Genomic DNA, 12,006 nt, shown 5'->3' with positions numbered 1-12,006 from the left:
GGACGATCAGCCACACCCCGACGCGCATCAGGGGGAGAGCGGGCATACGGGTCACAGGGAGAAACTACTGCATGGCGTTCTGGAACAGCTCGACGGCTGCGTCCTTGTCATCGGTGACCACCTGCAGATCCGGGGTCATCAGGGCGATCTCGTGCAGCGGCGGGGTGCCCTCCGGGGTGCCCACATCCTCACGCACCGGCAGGTAGGCCTGGTCGACGGCGATCTTCTGGCCCTCCTCGGAGAGCAGGAAGTTGATGTAGCGCTCGGCGGCCTCCTGGACGTCGGAATCCGCGAAGACGCCGGCCGGCTCGGTGATGTACGGTGCACCCTCGGTCGGGTACACGGCGGTGATCGGGGAGCCGGCGTCGGCCAGGTCGCGCACCAGGTAATCGACGACGACACCGACCGGGTGACCGCCGCCGGCGATCTCCTGGGAGGTCGGGCCGTTGGACTGGGCGATCATCGGGGTGTTCTCACCGAGGGAGTTGATCCAGTCCTCGCCGAGCTGGGAGTCGTTCTTCCACACCGAGGCGTTGAAGGCGGCGGCACCGGAGACGGCCGGATCCGGCATGACCAGCTGGCCGGCGTACTTCGGGTCGACCAGGTCGGCCCAGGACTGCGGGGCGTCGGCCTCGTCGATGATGTCGGTGTTGAAGGCGATGACGGTGGGGATGATGCGGGTGCCCACGTAATGGTTGTCGGCGTCGAGTGCTTCGTCGATAAGCTCGGCGGTGTCGACATCCTGCAGCTCAGCGAGGTCGCCGGCGGCCTTGTAGGTCTCGAAGGTGGCGGCATCCGCCGCCCACAGGACGTCGGCCTCGATGGAGCCGGACTCCTTCTCGGCGGCGATACGCGCGTTGAGATCACCGGTGCCGGCGCGGTAGACCTCGACCGTGATGTCGGGGTTCGCGGCCTCGAAGGCGGCGTTGATCTCGTCGACCTTCTCCTCCGGCTCCGAGGTGTAGACGGTGATGGTCGTCTGCTCACCGGCGGCGGCCGCAGTGGTGGTGGCGGTGTTCTCGGCGGCCGTGGTCTCGGTGGTCGCATCGTCCTCGGCGGGCTCGGCGCAGGCGGCGAGGAGGGCGGCGGAGGCACCGAGCGCGGTCACCGTGAGGGTGGTGCGGCGGGAGAGGAAGTGGCGCATGTGATCATCCTTTGTCCGTACTTGTTTGCGGAACCTTGATTTTCCCACGGGTCCCTCGATCCTGCAGGGCAAGGCGGAAACCCGGACAATGGGCCCATGAGCCTGCGACTGTCCCACACCACCTTTGACTCCCGCGATCCTTTTCCCATCGCCGAGTTCTGGCGCGAACTCCTCGGCTGGGAGATCGCCGAGCCCGAGATCTACCACCCGGGCTCCGAGGAGTGCTACCTCATCAGCCCGGACGGCTTCCTGCTCCTCTTCTACTACTCGCCGGACGTCAAGGCGGTGAAGAACCGCGCGCACCTGGACCTGCGGCCCGACGGCGGGGCCTCCCGCGACGCCGAGGTCGAGCGCGCCCTGCAGCTCGGCGCGACGATGGTCGAGGATCTGCGGGAGAGCCACACGTGGGCGGTGATGGCGGACCCGGAGGGCAACGAGTTCTGCATCCTCAACGGGTGATGTCGGACTTCCGCCCCGCCTACACCCCGCAGAAACGCCGCACCAGGGAGCGGTACGCCTGCACCGTGAGATCGAGATCGGCGAGCTCGATGTACTCGTCGTGGTGGTGGAGCAGTTGGAACACATCCCCCAGGGTGCGTTCGCGGGCGTGGAGGGCGAAGCCGTAGCCGTTGCCGCCCATCCGGCGGCCGAAACGCAGGTCGGAGCCACCGGCGGCGATGGTCGGCACCACGGGAACGCCGGGGAAGAACTCGTCGAAGGTGGCCACCAGCGCGTCGTAGAGCGGCCCCGAGGTCGGGGAGACGGTGGCCGGTTCGGAGATGAGCCGTTCGACGCGGACCTCGTGGAACATCTCACCGAGGGCGTCGGCGATGATGGCGTCGACGTCATCCTGCGTGGTGCCGGGCAGGGGGCGGATGTCCAGGTCGAGGGTGGCCGAGGACGGCAGCACGTTGATGGCGGTGCCGGCGCGGAGGATGGTCTGGGAGAAGGTCAGGCGCGACAGGGCGTGGGCGTAGCGCTTGAGGTCGCCGAAGTGCTCGAAGGCGGAGTCGTCGGTGCCCTCGAGCAGGGCGCGTTCAATGTCCGGGGAGAAGCGGAAGGCGCGGACGAAGCCCTGCCAGAGGGGGTCGTGGGAGACGGGAACGTCGATAAGCGCGATACGACGCGCGACCTCACCGATCTTCGCGATCGCCGACTCCCGGCCGTAGGGGTTGGAACCGTGGCCGGCGTCGCCGGTGACGTGGAGGCGGCGCTGGGCGGCGCCCTTCTCGCCGACGACGATGACCAGCGCGTCGGAGCCGTCGGCGATGGGCAGGTGGGAGCCACCCGTCTCCGACAGTGTGTTGCGCCAGGAGAAGGCGTCCGGGTGCTGTTCGGAGAGCCACTTCGCGCCGAGGGTGCCGCGGGACTCCTCGTCAGCGACGCCGACGAAGGTGAGCGTGCCGGTGGGGCGGCCGGAGCGGGCGGCGTCGCGCAGCACGGCGGCCTGCGTGGCGGTGATGAACAGCATGTCCATCGCGCCGCGGCCGTAGAGGCGGCCGTCGATGATCTCCGCGCCGAAGGGGTCGACGGTCCAGCGTTCGGTGTCCACGGGGACGACATCGGTGTGGCCGAGGAAGGTGAGCGGCTCGGCGGCCGGATCCGTGCCCTCCAGGGTGACGACGATGCTCACGCGCCCCGGCGCCGATTCGTAGCGGTCGATGGTGATGCCGGGGGTGTCGGCGAAGAAGCGCTCGAGGGTGTCCGCGTTCCGGACCTCCTGGCCGGAGCCGGGGGTGTAGTCGTTGACGCAGGCGTTGCGGATCATCTCGCGGAGGAGGGCGAGGGTGTCGTCGTAAAGCGGCATGCGTCCAACTTACCGCCGCGCCTTCTATGTACCCGTTCCTCGACATTGTTAACTTGCTGTGACCTAGATTTCAGTAGCGTGGAGATATGAATAACGCACTGATTGATCCGAACATCGACCCCGTCCGCCACGATGACCTGCGCGCTCTCGCCGAGCTCGAGGGCCCGGTCGTCTCCCTCCTCATCCCCACCCACCGCGGTGGCCCGGAGACCGTCAACGATTCCCGCCAGCTCAAGCCGCTTCTCGACGACGCCCGCACCCAGCTCGCCGAGAACTTCCCCGATGTCGACGCCGACGCCCTGCTGGCGGAGACCGCCGCACTGGCCGACGACGAGCCCTTCTGGCAGCGCCAGGCCGATGCCTTGGCCGTCTTCGCCTCCCCCTCCGGCACCCGCTGGCTGCGCACGGCGCTGGAGGGCCAGGCCCAGGTCAGCGTCGGTGACTACGCCAACCTGCGTCCGCTGCTGCCGCTGGTGGCCGACGATCAGCCCTTCCTGCTCCTGGCCGTGAGCCAGGACAAGGTGCGCCTGTTCGAGGGCGACAACCACCACCTTGAGGAGCTGGATCTGGGCGAGGCACCGACCTCCACCGATGACTCCGACTACTACACCCGTGAGCCGGAGTTCCAGCACCAGACCGGCGACAGCGCCCCCGCCCACGGCCACAGCACCGGCGAGAACGTGGTCCGCGACAGCTTCCTGCGCGATCTGGCGAAGTCCGTCAACACCCGTTTCACCAATGACGACCGTCCGCTCATCCTGGCCTCCGTCGACGAGCACCGCGGTGGAGTCAAGGATTACCTGCCGAACGTGCAGCTTCTCGACGACACCGTCTCCGGCAACCCCGACCAGCTCAGCGAGGCAGAGCTCCACGAGAAGGCGTGGCCGCTGGCGTCCGCCGAGGCCGACAAGCGCCACGGTGACCTGATCGAGCGCTTCGGGGAGAACCTGGGCACCGGCAAGGGCACCCATGATGCGGCGAAGATCAGCCAGGAATCCGAGCACGGTCGCGTGGACACGCTCATCCTGACCACGCTGGCTCTGCGCGAGAACACCCTGGGTGATGCGTCGAAGGCGGCGGATCTCGACGCTGCCGTGGCTCACACCCTGCGCAACAGTGGTGTCGTCGACGTGGTCCCGACCTTCAACGAGGAGCGTGCGGCGGGCGCCATCTTCCGCTTCTAGGCTCCCGGGGCTTTGATGCCCGTTGCTGAACGGTGTTCAAGTCATCGGCTACACTCTCTTGAACACCGTTCAAGCATGGGAGCCACATGACCACTGACATTCTCACCCGCGCCCGCGAGATCGCCCTCGAACAGGGCGAGGGACTCTCTGAGACCGAACTGCTCGAAATCCTCGAACTTGGCGACGAGCATCTACCGGAACTCCTCGACCTCGCCCACCAGGTCCGCCTGCGCTGGTGCGGTGAGGAGGTGGAGATCGAGGGCATCATCTCCCTGAAGACCGGCGGCTGCCCCGAGGACTGCCATTTCTGCTCGCAGTCGGGGCTTTTCGAGTCCCCGGTGCGCGCGGTCCAGCTCGACATCGCGGAGCTGGTCGAGGCCGCCAAGCAGACGCAGAAGTCCGGAGCCACCGAATTCTGCATCGTCGCGGCCGTCAAGGGTCCGGACGAGCGCCTCATGGCCCAGCTCGAGGAGGCCGTCGCCGCCGTCTATGCCGAGGTGGACATCCACGTCTCCGTCTCCGTCGGAATCCTCACGCAGGAGCAGGTGGCGCGGCTCAAGGCCGCCGGCGTCAAGCGCTACAACCACAACCTGGAGTCCGCGCGCTCCTTCTTCCCGCGCGTGGCCACCACCCACACCTGGGACGAACGCCACCGCACCCTCGAAATGATCCGCGAGGCCGGCATCGAGGTCTGCTCCGGCGGCATCCTCGGCATGGGCGAATCGCTGGCCCAGCGCGCAGAGTTCGCGGTCCAGCTCGCGGCCTTCGCCCCGGAGGAGGTCCCCATCAACTTCCTCGATCCCCGTCCCGGCACGCCGTTCGCGAACCGCCCGCTTATCGACGCCGCCGAGGCCCTCAAGGCCACCGCCATGCTGCGGCTGGCCATGCCGAAGGCCACCCTGCGTTTCGGCGGTGGCCGCGAGCTGACCCTCGGCGACCTCGGTGTGGAGCAGGGCCTGCAGGGAGGCGCGAATGCGCTCATCGTGGGCAACTACCTCACCACGTTGGGCCGCCCGGCGGAAAGCGACCTCGACATGCTCGAAGGCCTGCGCATCCCGATCAAGGCCGTCGGCCAGGTCATCTGATGGGTGAGCTCGCCGCCGCCTGCGCTGCCGGGGATACACCGCTGTTTCACCCCAACACCGGCGCGGAGACGGGTGTGGAGGAGCGTCCGCTGTCGGTGGGGGCCGCGGTCGGTCTCGAACCACCGCGCTACTGCCAGCTCTGCGGGCGGCGGATGAAGGTACAGGTCAGGCCCATGGGCTGGGTGGCGGAGTGCTCCCGTCACGGCGAGCTGGACTCGGTGCTGCTGGAGTGTTGACGCCGGATCTCCGGGGGAACGCCCAGTAAACATCCCGTAACGACTGTGCCTGAGGGTGGCGGGTGACACACCACCATCGCTACGGTCGGAGCCATGAGCATCTTCGACAACGCAAAGAACAAGGCCAACGACTACCTGAAGTCCGAGCAGGGCGAGCGCAAGACCGACGAGCTCCTCGACAACGCGCAGCAGCGCGCCACCGATCGTTTCGGTGAGGACAAGGCTGATCACATTCAGAAGGCCCGCGACTTGGCCGATGATCGCCTGGGCGGTCGAAATGAAGCCGCCGACGACGAGCCGAACCCTGACCAGAACGAGCGTTAATCATGGTCGGCAACGGCAACGGCAACCGGGCCACGGCCGGGGAGCAGTCCGCGGCCGCCGAGGGCTCCTCTGAGACCTCCAACGAGGTTGAGGAGCTCGACCTGCCGACCTCGGACGTGGTTGAGGAGGGCAACCCCATCCCGCCGATGCGTTGAGACCGGTGTAAATATCGCATAACAACCGCTGTATGTGGTGGCGGCGGTCACAGGGCCGTCACTACGGTCGGAGACATGAGCATCTCCAGGAAAGCATCGAACCAGGACGAGCCTGACCGCCCCGTCGGCCAGGATGTCGCCGACGAGGGCCACCGGGCTCACGAGACGACCGACCAGGCTGTCAGCGGGAACCTTCCCACGCCCGAGCAGATGGCCGATCCGGGCGATCTGGCGGATCCGAACCAGCCCAGCCCCGACACCCCTCCGGCGTGATACCCATGACGAATCCCGAGCACGACGGTGAGAACATCAACGCCTTCCGCATGACCACGAATGATGCGGAGGACCCGGCGTCGGAAAGCATGCAGGACGTCGCCGAGCAGGCGGTCGAGAGAGCCGACGAGGAGCAGGACCCCGCGGGGGAGTCTCCCGGCCAGCCCGTCCAGGACGAGCCCTAACGCAGGACGCTCTTCCCCAGCCGCAGAACTGTACTCAACGCCGCCGCGTACTTCTCGCGCGGCACATCCGAGGGCCCGCTGAGGGGCACCAGTCGCTGCACCGCCACGGTGCGTGACTCGGTGAATTTCAGCAGGCCCTCGTCTGCGTGCCGGCGCCCCACGCCGGACTGCTTCCACCCGCCCATCGGGGCGTCGACAGAGGCCCAGGCGGCGGCGAATCCCTCGTTGATGTTGACGGTGCCCGCCTCCAGCCGGGAGGCGACGTCGCGGGCCTCGCGCACCGTGCCCCACACAGAGGCGTTGAGGCCGTAGTCGCTGTCATTGGCCCTGGTCACGGCCTCGTCGATGGTGTCCACGACCTCGATGTAGACGACCGGGCCGAAGACCTCCTGGGTGTAGAGGTCGGCGTGGTGGGGGACGTCGATAAGCACGGTGGGGGAGTAGTACAGATCCTCGTACGTGGCGCCGGTGAGCACCCGCGCGCCCTGCGAGACGGCGGAACTGACCAGCAAGGAGACGCGCTCGCGGTGCTCCTCGCTGATGAGGCGGCCGATGTCGGCCGACCAGCCCAGACCCAGCCGTAGTTCCTGCGTGCGGGCCACGAACTCCGCGATGAACTCCTCGGCCACCGCCTCGTGGACGAAGATCCGCTCGATGGAGATGCACAGCTGGCCGGTGTTGGAGAAGCACGCGCTCACCGCGCCACGCGCCGCCTTCGCCGGATCCGCCGAGGGCAGCACGATGAGTGGATTCTTTCCGCCCAGCTCCGCGGAGAAGCCGATGAGCCGTTCCCCCGCCTGCGCCGCCAGCTTCCGACCGACGGCGGTGGAACCGGTGAACATGAGAAAGTCGCACTCGGCGGCGACGCGCTGACCGGCCTCGGCACCGCCCTCGACGATCTGCATGACATGCTCCGGCAGACCGGCCTCGCGGAGCAGCTCGAGCGCCAGGCGGGCGGTGCCGGTGGTCTTCTCGTCCGGCTTGAGCACCACGGCGTTGCCGGCCAGCAGCGCCGGAATGGCGTCGGACACTGCCAGGGAGAGCGGGTAGTTCCATGGGGAGATGATGCCCACCACGCCCTTCGGCGCGCGCTCCACATGAGTGGAGGTGAGTAGCGGCAACGCACCCTTGACGCGCTGGCGACGCAGCAGGCGCGCAACCCGGTAGGCGTAGTGCCGGGCGGTGATAGCCACGTCCATGACCTCGTTGAACGCATCTGCGCGGGACTTGCCCGTCTCCTGCTGGATGATGTCCAGCAGCGCGTCCTGTCGCGCGAGCACCAGATCGTGGTAGGCGAGCATGATGGCCTTGCGATCGTTGATGGGAGTGGCGGACCACTGCGCTTGTGCATGCCTGGCGGTGGGAAACGTCATACGCTTCAACCTATGTCATCGATCTTCATCACGGGGGCGGCCACCGGAATCGGCCGCGCGGTTGCCGAACGTTTCCTCGCCGCGGGCTGGACCGTTGGCGCCTACGACATCACTCCCGTCACCTGGTCCTCCGAGGTCCATGCCGGGTTCATCGACGTCCGCTCGGCGCCCTCCTGGGACACCGCCCTCGCGGATTTCGCCACCGTCGCCGGGCGTATCGACGCCGTGGACAACAACGCCGGGGTCATCGTCGACGGCCCTCTGGCCGAGGCGGACCCGGCGGCGCTGCAGCGGCTTATCGACGTCAACTGCCTCGGTGTCACCCTCGGAGCCCGGGCCGCGCACCCCTACCTCCGGGGCGGCGGGACCCTGGTGAACATGGCGTCGGCCTCCGCCATCTACGGCCAACCCGACATTGCCGCCTACTCGGCGTCGAAGTTCTACGTCGCCGGGCTCACCGAGGCGCTGGGGCTGGAGTGGCGGCGCGATGACATCCGGGTGGTGGACGTGTGGCCGCTGTGGGCGAAGACCTCCATGGCGGAGGTCGATGCGGCGTCGGTGCGTCGCCTCGGCGTGCGGCTGACCCCGGAGCAGGTCGCCGAGGTGGTGTTTCGGGCCGTCACCGCGCAGGGGCGCTGGGCCCGCGGCAAGGTGCACTACGGGGTGTCCGCGCTGGACAAGGCCCTGTACCTCGGGCGTTCGCTGGGCCCCGACCGGGTGGCGCGGGCGCTGACGCGGGTGCTGGCGGGGTAGGTAGCCTGGGGCAATGAGGACGACTACTGCCGCCGCCGGAGTGAGCGGAGACGTGTTCACTGATCCCGGGATCAACGATTCGCACCGTTCCGCCCTGCGTTCGATCCAGCGGGTGGTGGCGGAGACCGCCCCGCCCACCCCGCCGGCGGAGGCGTTGGCGCAGGTCACCTCCCAGCTGCGGGAGGGCCCCGCACTGGTGCTCACCGGTGCCGGTGTGTCCACGGATTCCGGTATCCCGGACTACCGCGGGCCGGGGGGATCACTCAGCCGCCACCGGCCGATGACGTACCAGGAGTTTCGCCATGACCCGGCGGCCTCGCACCGCTACTGGGCGCGGTCCTTCGTCGGGTGGCGGCAGATGGATGCCGCCGCCCCGAACCGCACTCACTTCGCCCTGGTCGAGCTGGAGCGCGCCGGGTACCTGGCGGGCGTGATCACCCAGAATGTCGACGGGCTGCACCGGGCGGCCGGTTCGGGGAACCTGCTGCATCTGCACGGTGACCTGGACACCGTCATGTGTCTGGACTGCGGGCACCGCGAGGATCGCCGGATCTTCGGGGCTCGGCTCGACGCCGCCAACCCCGGCTACCTCGCGGCCATCGCCGTCGACCCGGCGATGGTCAACCCGGACGGTGATGTCACCCTGCCGCAGTCGGCGGTGGAGCGATTCGTCATGGTGGGGTGCGTGCGCTGTGGTTCCGTGCGGTTGAAGCCGGACGTGGTGTATTTCGGGGAGCCGGTGCCTGTGGAGCGGAAGGAGCGGGCGTCGTCGATGCTCGACCAGGCGGCATCGTTGCTGGTGGTGGGGTCCTCACTGGCGGTGATGAGCGGCTATCGCTTCGTGCTGGACGCGCAGCGCCAGGGCAAGAAGGTGGCGGTGATCAACGGTGGTCCGGGTCGGGCCGATGGTCGCGTCGAGGTGCTGTGGCGCACGCCGGTGGCCCCGGCCTTCGACGCGCTGCTGGACGAACTGGGGCTCTAGGTCGCGATCTGATCAAGGGCGTCCCGGACGATCCGCCGGACCTTGGCGTCGCCGGGCAGGTCGACGTGGAGCACCATCGACTTCGGTTCCAGATCCTGGACGATGATGTTGGTGATGTCCGCGTCCGGATCATCGGAGCGCAGGAAGCAGGTGTCGGTCGGCTGGATGATGGTGTCGAACCTCGTGGCGATGTTGGTGTAACCCACACCTTCCTCGACATCGCCGTCGCAGTTGATTTCGTCGAGAAGCGGGTGCCCGGTGATGAGCTGGAACCCGGAAGGTCCGAACCAGGAGGAGATCGCCGAGGCCATCATCGATTCGCCGAGCTTCGTGTTGGCGATGGACGAGAGCATCCCGCCCATGGTCGTGCCGTGATGGGGCGCGCCGAGGCTGACCAGGTGTTTCGTCTTCTCGGCGCCGTCGAGAATGCGCATCCAGTAGCGGGCGAGCACCCCACCCTGCGAATGCCCGACGAGGATGACCTGCTCGGCGCGGGTGACGCCCAGCACCACGTCGATGTACGCCCCGACCTGTTCCGCGGATTCTTCGACGCGGGCGGTGCAGCGCTGCCCGAACTCCGGGGCGAACACGGCCCAGCCGTCCTCCCGCAGATCGATGGCGAGGTTCTGCCAGATGCCGTTGGTGTCGCCGGTGCCGTGGATGAGGATGACGGGCCAGGGGCGGCTAGCGGTGGGGCGGGAGCGCCAGTCGTCCTCGTAGTGGCCGCGGGCGGGCAGACGGGCGACCAGGGGGAGGTCGGGTTTGGTGGGAACGCGGGCCGGGGCATCGGTCTCGCTTCTCGACGGCCGGTAGCGCCGCACCCTGTCGTTGAGGTCGCGGGTGAGTTCTGCAAGATAGTCGGCGGCCATGCGCCCAGCCTAACGAAGTGGTTCCGGTGACGGCCGACACAGAATTTCCCTAGCATGGAGCCATGAAGATCAACGAGAAACTCCTGGACACCCTCAACAAGCAGGTCACCGCGGAGCACGAGGCCGCACTCATCTACCAGCAGCTGGCCTATGAACTCGATGCCCTGTCCTTCAGCGGCATGAGTACCTGGATGGCAGCGCAGGCGGATGAGGAGCGCGTGCACGCCGGAAAGATCGCCGACCACATTCTCGCCCGCGGGGAGCATGTGCAGCTCTCCAGCATCGAGATCCCCGAACTCCAGGTGTCCTCGGCCCTGGATGCGTTCGCCATCGCCTTGGAGCATGAGCAGAAGGTCTCGGACATGATCCGTAACCTGGCGCGGGTGGCAGACGAGGTGCAGGACTTCGATTCCCGCACGCTGGTCAACTGGTTCCTCAACGAGCAGATCGAGGAGGAGGACACCGTGGGCGGGATCATCGATCAGCTGAAGATGGTCGGTGAGGACGGCGCGGGACTGCTGCGTATCGACGCCCGCCTCGGCGCCGAGCGCGAGCCCGCCGCGGGCCCGGCGCAGTAAATTCACCCACCCCCTAGACAGGCAAGCCTTACCTAACCTATGCTGAGGGGGCTCCAACCTCTTCTGGACTGAGGCGGGAACCGGTGGACGTGGTGGTTCACCCCGGTTCCCGCCTCAGTGCATTCCGGGGAATCTCGCTAGGCTGGCCCCCATGGAACAGGTTCACGATGTCGACGCGGCCGTCGATGGCCTCGTCGAGCTCTATGACCACGCGACCGCCCTGGCCCACACCATCCTCGACGAGGGCACCTACGACGATTACCGCGACGTCACCTACCCCAAGATCATCGTCGACGTGCAGTCGTGGAGACCCATCGACCGCAACGAGCCCTTCGGCTACGTCGACGAGGCCGGCCGCTACTCGGCCACCCTGTCCAAGCCGCACATCATCCGCGACTACCTGCGCGAACAACTCACCCGGCTGACGGACAACTACCCGTGCGAAATCTACATCGGCCCGTCGTCGCAAAGAATCCCGCCGGAGTACATCCGTGGCATCGAGGGAATCTCCGAGGCCCGCCGCGCCGGGGACAGCGCCGCCGAGATCCCGCGGCCCACGCTCGACGACGTCCACGACGGCATCATCGACGGCGAATGGGAATCCTTCCACGGCGCCGAGAAACCGCTGTTCCACTTCGGGCCGCAGCGTTTCGACATCGCCTGCGCCCGCATCGAGCACTACACGGGCATCGAGGTGGAGACGCTGCAGCGCTTCATCCTGTTCACCAACTACGACATGCACACCTCCGAGTTCGTCGACTTCGGCCTCAGCGAACTCACCGGCGAGGACTCCCGCTACACCGACCTGCTCCTGCCGTCCGGTCGCCAACTCTCCCGCGACAACGCCGCGCGTATCGACGCCCCCTCGCTCGACCTCGGCTCCCGCTACCAGATGCCGCGCTACGACCTGTGCACCCGCGACGGCGACGGCATCACCATGATCAACATCGGCGTCGGTCCCTCCAACGCCAAGACCATCACCGACTGCCTCGCGGTGCTGCGTCCGGAGGCGTGGATCATGATCGGCCACTGCGCCGGCATGGACGGCCGCATGCGCA

Annotated in this window: 16 protein-coding genes; 12 read left to right on the top strand and 4 right to left on the bottom strand. The window is 67.7% G+C overall.

Features of this window, described 5'->3' with window-relative positions:
* Positions 1–64: 64 nt before the first annotated feature.
* On the bottom strand, positions 65–1,144 hold the full coding sequence (locus tag Q4F73_RS08725) for an ABC transporter substrate-binding protein (RefSeq protein WP_303358966.1): 1,080 nt from the start codon (positions 1,142–1,144) through the stop codon (positions 65–67).
* Between the two features lie 96 nt (positions 1,145–1,240).
* Between Q4F73_RS08725 and Q4F73_RS08720 the strand changes: the two genes are divergently transcribed.
* Complete coding sequence (locus Q4F73_RS08720) at positions 1,241–1,603, top strand: VOC family protein (RefSeq protein ID WP_303358965.1); 363 nt, start codon at positions 1,241–1,243, stop codon at positions 1,601–1,603.
* A 19-nt stretch (positions 1,604–1,622) separates the two neighbouring features.
* On the opposite strand, the gene Q4F73_RS08715 is transcribed toward Q4F73_RS08720, so the two are convergent.
* Complete coding sequence (locus Q4F73_RS08715; RefSeq protein WP_303358964.1) at positions 1,623–2,951, bottom strand: M20/M25/M40 family metallo-hydrolase; 1,329 nt, start codon at positions 2,949–2,951, stop codon at positions 1,623–1,625.
* 86 nt (positions 2,952–3,037) lie between these two features.
* On the opposite strand from Q4F73_RS08715, the gene Q4F73_RS08710 reads away from it, so the two are divergent.
* From Q4F73_RS08710 to Q4F73_RS08680, 7 genes are all read left to right on the top strand, one after another.
* Positions 3,038–4,135 (top strand): hypothetical protein, encoded by a 1,098-nt coding sequence (locus Q4F73_RS08710; RefSeq protein ID WP_303358963.1) that lies wholly within the window; start codon positions 3,038–3,040, stop codon positions 4,133–4,135.
* Positions 4,136–4,221: 86 nt separating this feature from the next.
* Positions 4,222–5,220 carry a biotin synthase BioB gene (gene bioB / locus Q4F73_RS08705; RefSeq protein WP_303358962.1) on the top strand — a complete coding sequence of 333 codons (999 nt, stop codon included), beginning with the start codon at positions 4,222–4,224 and terminating at the stop codon, positions 5,218–5,220.
* Positions 5,220–5,456, top strand: coding sequence for a hypothetical protein (locus tag Q4F73_RS08700; RefSeq protein WP_303358961.1), 237 nt, complete (start codon positions 5,220–5,222; stop codon positions 5,454–5,456). Before bioB ends, Q4F73_RS08700 begins: the two co-directional genes overlap by 1 nt.
* 93 nt (positions 5,457–5,549) lie before the next feature.
* Positions 5,550–5,780, top strand: coding sequence for an Rv0909 family putative TA system antitoxin (locus Q4F73_RS08695; RefSeq protein ID WP_303358960.1), 231 nt, complete (start codon positions 5,550–5,552; stop codon positions 5,778–5,780).
* 2 nt (positions 5,781–5,782) lie between these two features.
* Positions 5,783–5,935 carry a hypothetical protein gene (locus Q4F73_RS08690; protein WP_303358959.1) on the top strand — a complete coding sequence of 51 codons (153 nt, stop codon included), beginning with the start codon at positions 5,783–5,785 and terminating at the stop codon, positions 5,933–5,935.
* A gap of 75 nt (positions 5,936–6,010) precedes the next feature.
* Entirely contained in the window at positions 6,011–6,208 is a 198-nt protein-coding gene (locus Q4F73_RS08685; RefSeq protein WP_303358958.1) for a hypothetical protein, read from the top strand.
* A 5-nt stretch (positions 6,209–6,213) separates the two neighbouring features.
* The gene (locus tag Q4F73_RS08680) at positions 6,214–6,393 is read left to right on the top strand and encodes a hypothetical protein (protein ID WP_303358957.1); all 180 of its coding nucleotides are present in this window, start codon (positions 6,214–6,216) and stop codon (positions 6,391–6,393) included.
* On the opposite strand, the gene Q4F73_RS08675 is transcribed toward Q4F73_RS08680, so the two are convergent.
* Complete coding sequence (locus Q4F73_RS08675; protein ID WP_303358956.1) at positions 6,390–7,766, bottom strand: succinic semialdehyde dehydrogenase; 1,377 nt, start codon at positions 7,764–7,766, stop codon at positions 6,390–6,392. The two genes, Q4F73_RS08680 and Q4F73_RS08675, sit on opposite strands and share 4 nt — an antisense overlap.
* 12 nt (positions 7,767–7,778) lie before the next feature.
* Here Q4F73_RS08675 and Q4F73_RS08670 point away from each other — a divergent pair, with 12 nt between their 5' ends.
* Together Q4F73_RS08670 and Q4F73_RS08665 are read left to right on the top strand one after the other, a co-directional pair.
* The gene (locus Q4F73_RS08670; RefSeq protein ID WP_303358955.1) at positions 7,779–8,519 is read left to right on the top strand and encodes an SDR family oxidoreductase; all 741 of its coding nucleotides are present in this window, start codon (positions 7,779–7,781) and stop codon (positions 8,517–8,519) included.
* A gap of 13 nt (positions 8,520–8,532) precedes the next feature.
* Entirely contained in the window at positions 8,533–9,501 is a 969-nt protein-coding gene (locus Q4F73_RS08665) for a Sir2 family NAD-dependent protein deacetylase (RefSeq protein ID WP_303358954.1), read from the top strand.
* Here the strand turns inward: Q4F73_RS08665 and Q4F73_RS08660 are convergent.
* On the bottom strand, positions 9,498–10,370 hold the full coding sequence (locus Q4F73_RS08660) for a triacylglycerol lipase (RefSeq protein WP_303358953.1): 873 nt from the start codon (positions 10,368–10,370) through the stop codon (positions 9,498–9,500). The genes Q4F73_RS08665 and Q4F73_RS08660 overlap by 4 nt on opposite strands.
* 62 nt (positions 10,371–10,432) lie before the next feature.
* Between Q4F73_RS08660 and Q4F73_RS08655 the strand changes: the two genes are divergently transcribed.
* Both Q4F73_RS08655 and amn read left to right on the top strand, forming a co-directional pair.
* Positions 10,433–10,948 carry a ferritin gene (locus Q4F73_RS08655; RefSeq protein ID WP_303358952.1) on the top strand — a complete coding sequence of 172 codons (516 nt, stop codon included), beginning with the start codon at positions 10,433–10,435 and terminating at the stop codon, positions 10,946–10,948.
* A gap of 142 nt (positions 10,949–11,090) precedes the next feature.
* The coding region (gene amn, locus Q4F73_RS08650; protein ID WP_303358967.1) for an AMP nucleosidase at positions 11,091–12,006 on the top strand (916 nt) is incomplete at its 3' end.

This window comes from Corynebacterium sp. (assembly GCF_030535495.1).
Lineage (GTDB): Bacteria > Actinomycetota > Actinomycetes > Mycobacteriales > Mycobacteriaceae > Corynebacterium.
This window is presented reverse-complemented; position numbering and strand designations above follow the sequence as displayed.

Excerpts from the sequence above, each read along its gene's own strand:
- Q4F73_RS08725 (WP_303358966.1), bottom strand. The coding sequence starts at position 1,144 with ATGCGCCACTTCCTCTCCCGCCGCACCACCCTCACGGTGACCGCGCTC.
- Q4F73_RS08720 (WP_303358965.1), top strand. The coding sequence starts at position 1,241 with ATGAGCCTGCGACTGTCCCACACCACCTTTGACTCCCGCGATCCTTTT.
- Q4F73_RS08715 (WP_303358964.1), bottom strand. The coding sequence starts at position 2,951 with ATGCCGCTTTACGACGACACCCTCGCCCTCCTCCGCGAGATGATCCGC.
- Q4F73_RS08710 (WP_303358963.1), top strand. The coding sequence starts at position 3,038 with ATGAATAACGCACTGATTGATCCGAACATCGACCCCGTCCGCCACGAT.
- bioB (WP_303358962.1), top strand. The coding sequence starts at position 4,222 with ATGACCACTGACATTCTCACCCGCGCCCGCGAGATCGCCCTCGAACAG.
- Q4F73_RS08700 (WP_303358961.1), top strand. The coding sequence starts at position 5,220 with ATGGGTGAGCTCGCCGCCGCCTGCGCTGCCGGGGATACACCGCTGTTT.
- Q4F73_RS08695 (WP_303358960.1), top strand. The coding sequence starts at position 5,550 with ATGAGCATCTTCGACAACGCAAAGAACAAGGCCAACGACTACCTGAAG.
- Q4F73_RS08690 (WP_303358959.1), top strand. The coding sequence starts at position 5,783 with ATGGTCGGCAACGGCAACGGCAACCGGGCCACGGCCGGGGAGCAGTCC.
- Q4F73_RS08685 (WP_303358958.1), top strand. The coding sequence starts at position 6,011 with ATGAGCATCTCCAGGAAAGCATCGAACCAGGACGAGCCTGACCGCCCC.
- Q4F73_RS08680 (WP_303358957.1), top strand. The coding sequence starts at position 6,214 with ATGACGAATCCCGAGCACGACGGTGAGAACATCAACGCCTTCCGCATG.
- Q4F73_RS08675 (WP_303358956.1), bottom strand. The coding sequence starts at position 7,766 with ATGACGTTTCCCACCGCCAGGCATGCACAAGCGCAGTGGTCCGCCACT.
- Q4F73_RS08670 (WP_303358955.1), top strand. The coding sequence starts at position 7,779 with ATGTCATCGATCTTCATCACGGGGGCGGCCACCGGAATCGGCCGCGCG.
- Q4F73_RS08665 (WP_303358954.1), top strand. The coding sequence starts at position 8,533 with ATGAGGACGACTACTGCCGCCGCCGGAGTGAGCGGAGACGTGTTCACT.
- Q4F73_RS08660 (WP_303358953.1), bottom strand. The coding sequence starts at position 10,370 with ATGGCCGCCGACTATCTTGCAGAACTCACCCGCGACCTCAACGACAGG.
- Q4F73_RS08655 (WP_303358952.1), top strand. The coding sequence starts at position 10,433 with ATGAAGATCAACGAGAAACTCCTGGACACCCTCAACAAGCAGGTCACC.